This window comes from Herminiimonas sp. CN, assembly GCF_000622895.1.
GTDB lineage: Bacteria > Pseudomonadota > Gammaproteobacteria > Burkholderiales > Burkholderiaceae_D > AVCC01.
The window spans coordinates 1-5,799 of record NZ_AVCC01000126.1; the positions used below are offsets into that span (position 1 = coordinate 1).

At 59.5% G+C, this 5,799-nt stretch carries 9 protein-coding genes; 6 read left to right on the plus strand and 3 right to left on the minus strand.

Annotation, left to right across the window (positions count from 1 at the left end):
- Positions 1-1,306: Cache 3/Cache 2 fusion domain-containing protein (locus HMCN_RS0116735; RefSeq protein ID WP_025918456.1), on the minus strand; the 1,306-nt coding region annotated here is incomplete at its 3' end.
- 284 nt (positions 1,307-1,590) lie between these two features.
- Between HMCN_RS0116735 and HMCN_RS0116740 the strand changes: the two genes are divergently transcribed.
- From HMCN_RS0116740 to HMCN_RS0116765, 6 genes are all read left to right on the plus strand, one after another.
- Positions 1,591-2,442, plus strand: a complete 852-nt coding sequence (locus HMCN_RS0116740) for an acyl-ACP desaturase (RefSeq protein ID WP_025918457.1) — start codon at positions 1,591-1,593, stop codon at positions 2,440-2,442.
- Between the two features lie 114 nt (positions 2,443-2,556).
- Complete coding sequence (locus HMCN_RS0116745) at positions 2,557-3,045, plus strand: adenylyltransferase/cytidyltransferase family protein (protein WP_051567027.1); 489 nt, start codon at positions 2,557-2,559, stop codon at positions 3,043-3,045.
- A 61-nt stretch (positions 3,046-3,106) separates the two neighbouring features.
- Complete coding sequence (locus HMCN_RS0116750) at positions 3,107-3,472, plus strand: hypothetical protein (RefSeq protein WP_025918459.1); 366 nt, start codon at positions 3,107-3,109, stop codon at positions 3,470-3,472.
- Between the two features lie 140 nt (positions 3,473-3,612).
- Positions 3,613-4,143, plus strand: coding sequence for a plastocyanin/azurin family copper-binding protein (locus HMCN_RS0116755; RefSeq protein ID WP_155837616.1), 531 nt, complete (start codon positions 3,613-3,615; stop codon positions 4,141-4,143).
- 3 nt (positions 4,144-4,146) lie between these two features.
- Complete coding sequence (locus tag HMCN_RS0116760; RefSeq protein WP_025918461.1) at positions 4,147-4,602, plus strand: DUF411 domain-containing protein; 456 nt, start codon at positions 4,147-4,149, stop codon at positions 4,600-4,602.
- Between the two features lie 19 nt (positions 4,603-4,621).
- Positions 4,622-4,963 (plus strand): copper-binding protein, encoded by a 342-nt coding sequence (locus HMCN_RS0116765; protein WP_025918462.1) that lies wholly within the window; start codon positions 4,622-4,624, stop codon positions 4,961-4,963.
- 141 nt (positions 4,964-5,104) lie between these two features.
- On the opposite strand, the gene trmL is transcribed toward HMCN_RS0116765, so the two are convergent.
- Together trmL and HMCN_RS0116775 are read right to left on the minus strand one after the other, a co-directional pair.
- A complete protein-coding gene (trmL, locus tag HMCN_RS0116770) occupies positions 5,105-5,575 on the minus strand; it encodes a tRNA (uridine(34)/cytosine(34)/5-carboxymethylaminomethyluridine(34)-2'-O)-methyltransferase TrmL (protein ID WP_025918463.1) in 471 nt (156 codons plus the stop codon).
- A 43-nt stretch (positions 5,576-5,618) separates the two neighbouring features.
- On the minus strand, positions 5,619-5,799 hold a 181-nt coding region (locus HMCN_RS0116775; RefSeq protein ID WP_025918464.1), incomplete at its 5' end, for a ComF family protein.

Below are 5,799 nucleotides of genomic sequence, written 5' to 3' on the forward strand. Positions count from 1 at the left end.
CCTGGGATTCGGTGCGCGACGACAGGTCGGCATTGCCGGAGGCGATTTCGCCGGAAGCCACGGCGATGGTGTCGGTGCCGAGGCGCACGTTGCCAACCACGCTGGACAGATTCTGGCTGATGCCGTTCATGGCGTCCGTCAGTTGACCGATTTCGTCGCGCCCGGTGCTTTTGAGCGAGGTGGTCAGGTCGCCCGAGGCAATCTGCTGCGCGGCCCGCGTCGCGACGCCGAGCGGCCGGCTGACCATTGTGCGTATTATCAGAAACAAAAGGCCGGCCATCGTCAGGTTGATAATGGTGCCGATGACCGCATAAATTTTGAACAGCGATATTGCCGCATCGGTGATTTCGTCCGTATATACGCCGCCGGCGACCACCCAGTTCAAGCCCTTGATGTGGTCGTAGACGACAATCTTCTCGCGCGCCGATGATTCGCCCTTGCTTTGCCACAGATAGGTGATGATGCCTTGCTTTTGCGTCAACATTTCCTTGGTGAAGTATTTTCCGTTGGCGTCTTTCGCTTCCAGCAGGATTTCGCCTTCGATCTTCGGATGGATGGTCAGCCTGCCGTAGTTCGGGCCTTCCTGCGCATCGAGCACGTAGAAGTAGCCGGTCTGGCCGATCTTGATATCCTTGATCTTGCTCTTCAGCGCAGCCAGCGTCTCGTTGATATCCACGCCGACCGAGCGGATGCCGATGACTTTGCCGGCGCCATCCTTGATCGGGTCGTATTGAGTCATGAATTGTCGGCCGAATATCTGTGCCGGCCCGACAAACGGTTCGCCGGCAAGCAGGCGCTTATAGGCTGGATGGTTGTGGTCGAGGGTGGTGCCCACTGCGCGCTGGCCGTCTTCTTTTTTGACCGAGGTCGAAATCCGGATGAAATCCTCGGCCGACTTGACGAAAATCGTGGCATTGACGCCGCCCTGGCTGGGAAAGTTGTCGACCACCGCGTAATTCAGATTGAGCACGGTGTCGCCATTCTTCAGCGTCGGCGCCTGGGTGCCGCCGACATCGACCATGGCGCTCGTATCGAGCGCAAATCCGCCACGGAAATGGTTTTTCAATGAATTTGCGAAGCGGCCGGTTTCGTTGCGGGCCGTGTTATCGACGACCTCGATCATGTCGACTACCATTTTGGCTTGCGTCTTGACCCCGGTGAGCGTCTGGGTTTTCATTAACTGCGTGTTCGAGTAGCCGATCGCGATCGTAAAGCAGGTGTACAGGCCGCCAATCAGCAGAAATATTGCGAGCGCGAGTTTGGTCCCGATGCTCCAGTTGCGCATTTTGGTAATTATTGTATGCATGATCGATCCGCAAGTAGTTTTAAATTGTCTCAGCGCAATATTAACGGTAAAGCTGCTCCGAGTTTTAGTTATTTGAGCTAATTGCTAGCCTTTTTGATGCTTGTGCCGGGAGCTGTTTATTGCGATGCCGCATGTAATGCAGTGAGGCGGGGTATTTTTGATGAGTGCTCCGGCAATGTTCGCAGTTGCCGCTCGCTGCGCTGCGCGGAAACCGGCCGGGTTTAAAAATGCCAGGGCATCTCTGCTAGAATCAACTGGTAGATTCCACAAGTTTGAAGGCGCGTATGCTGTATCCGGAACTGTTTAAATCGCTCGAGCAGGTGCGCTGGAACATGGAGACGGATATTCCGTGGGACAGCTTCGATGCCAGCCTGCTCACCGACGAGCAGGCGCAAACCATCAAGATGAATGCGATTACCGAGTGGTCGGCGCTGCCGGCCACCGAGATGTTTTTGCGCGACAACCGCGATGACAGCGATTTCTGCGCTTTCATGTCGATCTGGTTCTTCGAGGAGCAAAAGCATGCGCTGGCGCTGATCGAATACCTGCGCCGCTTCCGCCCCGCATTCGTGCCGACCGAAGCCGAGCTGGACCGGGTGCGTTTCGAGTTCGATCCGGCGCCGGCGCTGGAAACCCTGACTCTGCATTTTTGCGGCGAAATCCGTCTCAACCACTGGTATCGCTGCGCCGCCGACTGGCATCAGGAACCGGTCATCAAGCAGATTTACAAGCTGATCAGCCAGGACGAAGCGCGCCACGGCGGCGCCTATTTGCGTTACATGAAAAAGGCGCTGCAAGTTGGCGGCGACCAGGCGCGCGCCGCTTTTGCCCGGATCGGCGTGCTGATGGCGTCGGCCCGCCGCACTGAAAAACCGCTGCACCCGACCAATCTGCACGTCAATCACGCGCTCTATCCGAACGATACCGTGCAGTCGCGCGTGCCCGACCCAGGCTGGCTGGAGCGCTGGCTGGACGATCAGATCAAGTTCGACGGTGCATGGGAGCAAAAGGTGGTCGAGCGCATCCTGCACAATCTGTCGCTGCTGCTGGAGCGCAGCTTCGATTCGGTGCAGGATTTGAATCATTACCGCAAGGAAGTTGCCGCCCGGCTGGCCGCCAGCGCGGCAGCGGCCTGAGCGTCGCCAAATATTTCAGCGAGTATTTTCTGTATGGAAATAAATCCATGCGTAAATTTGTGTGTTTATTGGCATACTCCATGTTTTTAATGAGATTTGCAGATTTTTTCCATGATGCCTATGCCGCCGCTGTTTGAATCCAAGCTCTGCCCGCGCACCGAACTCCAGGCCCGCGTGGCGGCACTGCCGCAGCCGGTGGTGATGACCAACGGCGTGTTCGACATCCTGCATCGCGGCCATGTAACGTATCTGGCGCAGGCGCGCGCGCTGGGAGCGTCGCTGGTGGTGGCGGTGAACACTGACGCTTCGGTCAGGCGGCTGGGCAAGGGCGACGAGCGTCCGCTGAACTCCTGCGCCGACCGGATGGCGGTGCTGGCGGCGCTGGAGTCGGTCAGCCTGGTGGTGCCGTTCGACGAGGATACCGCGCTGGAAGCGGTGCAGCAGGCGCATCCGGCGATTTACGCCAAGGGCGGCGATTACGACATGACCGCGATTCCGGAAGGGCAGGCGGTGCTGGCCTACGGCGGACAGGCGGTGGCGATCGATTTTGCCCACGACCGCTCGACCACCCAGCTGCTGCAAAAAGCCCGCTCGGGCGGCTGACATGACGGCCATTGCGCACCCCCTCATGTTGCGGCGCAACCGGCTGTGCTAACCTTGCGCCATGCATAAATTGCTCAAGACAATGCTGTTGTGGATGCTGCTGGCGCTGCCGCTGCAGGCTTTTGCGTCAGCCGGCCGGCATGATGCGCATGCGCTGCAGCAGGCCGCCGCGCGGCCGTGCGAGGCGTCCGATCAAGCGCCCGATCAAGCGCCCGATGATGATGCGTCGCACCACGGCAGCCACGCAGCCGGCGGCGCGTGCGTGGCCTGCGAGGTCTGTTGCCCGGCGGCAGTGCCAGCCTTGCTGCAGTCCGATGCATTTCCTGCCTTCGATGCGCTGTGCGGACCGATTGCGTATACGCCGGCCTACCTGCCGCGCGTCACGCCAGCACCGCCCGAACATCCTCCGCGCGTTCCTTCCGTTTGATTTTTCATGCCGATTGACGCCTGCCGAACCGGTTGCGCGCAGGATCTCCGCTACCGGTATTCGCCCGGGATGCGGCCGTAATCCGTCAATCCGATCCAGTTTGGAATTGAATGAATGGAGTAAAAAAAATGCTGAAAAACATGTTGAAAATACTATGCTCTTTAGGCTGCGCCGCATGGCTGATGCAGGCCGGTACCGCGCTGGCCCACGGTGACGCCGAGAGCGCCAAAATGCAGCACGCGGCCGCGCCTGCCGCTGGACAGAAGCCGTTCGGCATCGATGGCGATCCGGCCAAGGTTGCGCGCGTGGTGCAGATTGCAATGACGGACGAGATGCGCTTCATCCCGGATGCGATCACCGTGGCGTCCGGCGAAACCGTCAAGATCGTGCTGGTCAATAACGGCAGGCTCGGACATGAAATGGTGCTGGGGACGGCGGCGGAATTGCAGCAGCATGCCGAAATGATGCGCAAATTCCCGGCCATGGAACACGCGGCGCCGTACATGGCGCACGTCAGCCCCGGCGGCAGCGCGGAAATCGTGTGGCAGTTCAACCGCGCCGGCACCTTCGATTTCGCCTGCCTGATTGCCGGCCACTCGGAAGCCGGCATGCGCGGCCGGGTCAGCGTGCTTGACGCCGGTCAGAAATCCGATAACCGTATCCAGGAGTGAGTGATGCAGCGTCGAACCGTATTGCAGTCCCTATTGGCAAGTGCGCTGGGCGTGCACTTGCAGGCGCACGCCGCGTTGCCGGCGGTCGAAGTGTACAAAACCCCAACGTGCGGCTGTTGCCATCTGTGGGTCGAGCATTTGCGTGCCAACGGTTTCACCGTGCGTGCGCATGACGTCGACGACACCACCGGCTACCGGGAAAAATTCGGCGTGCCGCAGGCGCTGGGCTCCTGCCACACCGGCGTGGTCGGCGGCTATGCGCTGGAAGGCCATGTGCCGGCGCGCGAAATCAAGCGCCTGCTGGCTGAGCGTCCGCCAATCAAGGGGCTGGCGGTGCCTGCGATGGTGGCGGGTTCGCCCGGCATGGAAGGGCCGCGCAGCGATCCGTACGATGTGCTGGCATTTCGCGCCGACGGCCGCACCACGGTGTACCAGCATTACAATGGCAACGCAAAATGAAAGGATCAAGATGAACCGAATGAGCAAGATAGGATGCGGTCTGGCACTGGCTTGTGCGCTGGCGCAGCCGGCATCGGCGGCAACACCGGAAGCTGTTTCCGATACGGCAAAAAAGAATGCGGTCATCCCTGCCGAGCCGGTATTGTCGGAAGGCGTGGTCAAAAAAGTGGACAAGGCTGCCGGCAAGATCACGATTCAGCACGGCGAGATCCGCAATTTGGGCATGGTACCGATGACGATGATGTTCCGTGTCAAGGATCAGGCCATGCTGGAGCAGGTGCAGGTCGAGCAGAAAATTCGTTTTCACGTCGATATCATCAACAACGCCTATACGGTGGTGCGCATCGAGCCGGAAAGGTAGTGCGGGTCCGAGGTGCCTGCATCTGACTGCAGGCGCTTCACATCTGCTGTTACTGGGCTTGGTATTTCTAACAACCGCACTGAAAATGTGCGGTAATCTCAATGTTTTTTAATATACTCCTGGTAATATGATTTTGCTGCGCTAAACTCCGCCGGCAAAACCATTTTGCCGCCACGCTTCATAGACCACGACAGCAACCGTATTGGATAGGTTCAGGCTGCGATTGTTCGGACGCATCGGCAGCCGGATGCGTTGTTGCAGCGGGAAGGAGTCGCGCAGTTGCGGGTCCAGGCCGCGGGTTTCGGCACCGAACACGAACACGTCGCCAGGCTGGAAGGCAACCGCTGCGAACGGGGTCGAGCCATGCGTGGTGAGCGCGAACATGCGGCTCGGGTCGGGCGCTGCAGTGCCGAGGAAGGCGGCCCAGTCGCGATGCACCTGCATCGTTGCATAGTCGTGATAATCGAGCCCGGCGCGGCGCATTTTTGCATCGTCGAGCGCAAAGCCGAGCGGTTCGATCAGGTGCAGCTGCACGCCGCTGTTGGCGCACAGGCGGATGATGTTGCCGGTGTTGGGCGGGATTTCGGGTTCAACCAGTACGACATGGAACAAGCTATTCTCCAGCGGTTAATAAAATTTAATGCAGGCAGCGGCTTTAATGCACGCCGGTGCGTGCAAAGACCAGATTGGTGACGCGTGCCGCGCCAAAGCGTTTCAGGGTGGCGGCCAGTTCATTCAGGGTTTCTCCGGTGGTCATTACATCATCGACCACGCCGATGTGCTGCCCCTGGATGCAATCGATTGCATGCGCCGGCACGCCAAATGCGTGCCGGATG

Bases quoted from the DNA above. Each gene is read 5' to 3' on its own strand.
- HMCN_RS0116740 (WP_025918457.1), top strand. From the start codon at position 1,591: ATGCTGTATCCGGAACTGTTTAAATCGCTCGAGCAGGTGCGCTGGAAC.
- HMCN_RS0116745 (WP_051567027.1), top strand. From the start codon at position 2,557: ATGCCTATGCCGCCGCTGTTTGAATCCAAGCTCTGCCCGCGCACCGAA.
- HMCN_RS0116750 (WP_025918459.1), top strand. From the start codon at position 3,107: ATGCATAAATTGCTCAAGACAATGCTGTTGTGGATGCTGCTGGCGCTG.
- HMCN_RS0116755 (WP_155837616.1), top strand. From the start codon at position 3,613: ATGTTGAAAATACTATGCTCTTTAGGCTGCGCCGCATGGCTGATGCAG.
- HMCN_RS0116760 (WP_025918461.1), top strand. From the start codon at position 4,147: ATGCAGCGTCGAACCGTATTGCAGTCCCTATTGGCAAGTGCGCTGGGC.
- HMCN_RS0116765 (WP_025918462.1), top strand. From the start codon at position 4,622: ATGAGCAAGATAGGATGCGGTCTGGCACTGGCTTGTGCGCTGGCGCAG.